General features: G+C 48.9%; 3 tRNA genes. All 3 read left to right on the top strand.

Annotated features, from left to right (window positions below):
- The first annotated feature begins 47 nt into the window (after window positions 1–47).
- The 3 genes from IC213_RS20690 (at window position 48) to IC213_RS20700 (ending at window position 311) form a co-directional block, all read left to right on the top strand.
- Window positions 48–121: transfer RNA gene (locus tag IC213_RS20690), tRNA-Met, on the top strand.
- 15 nt (window positions 122–136) lie between these two features.
- Window positions 137–213: transfer RNA gene (locus tag IC213_RS20695), tRNA-Ile, on the top strand.
- A 21-nt stretch (window positions 214–234) separates the two neighbouring features.
- Window positions 235–311: transfer RNA gene (locus tag IC213_RS20700), tRNA-His, on the top strand.
- Window positions 312–358: the final 47 nt, after the last annotated feature.

The following is a 358-nucleotide window of genomic DNA, read 5'->3' on the forward strand; positions in this document are numbered from 1 at the left end:
AATCCCCGTGTCGGTGGTTCGATTCCGCCTCTGGGCACCAAGAATATGGCGGTATAGCTTAGTTGGCTAGAGCGTTCGGTTCATACCCGAAAGGTCATAGGTTCGACTCCTATTACCGCTACTAAAAATTTAATGTGGGCCATTAGCTCAGTTGGTTAGAGCGCCCGGCTCATAACCGGTAGGTCTGGGGTTCGAGTCCCTGATGGCCCACCACATTAAATTTGAAGATATATGGTGGGTATAGCTCAGTTGGTTAGAGCGCCAGATTGTGGCTCTGGAGGTCGTGAGTTCGACTCTCATTATCCACCCCAACTAATATGGTCTATTAGCTCAGTCGGTAGAGCACCTGACTTTTAAT

Source organism: Clostridioides sp. ES-S-0049-02, assembly GCF_020658465.1.
Taxonomy (GTDB): domain Bacteria; phylum Bacillota; class Clostridia; order Peptostreptococcales; family Peptostreptococcaceae; genus Clostridioides.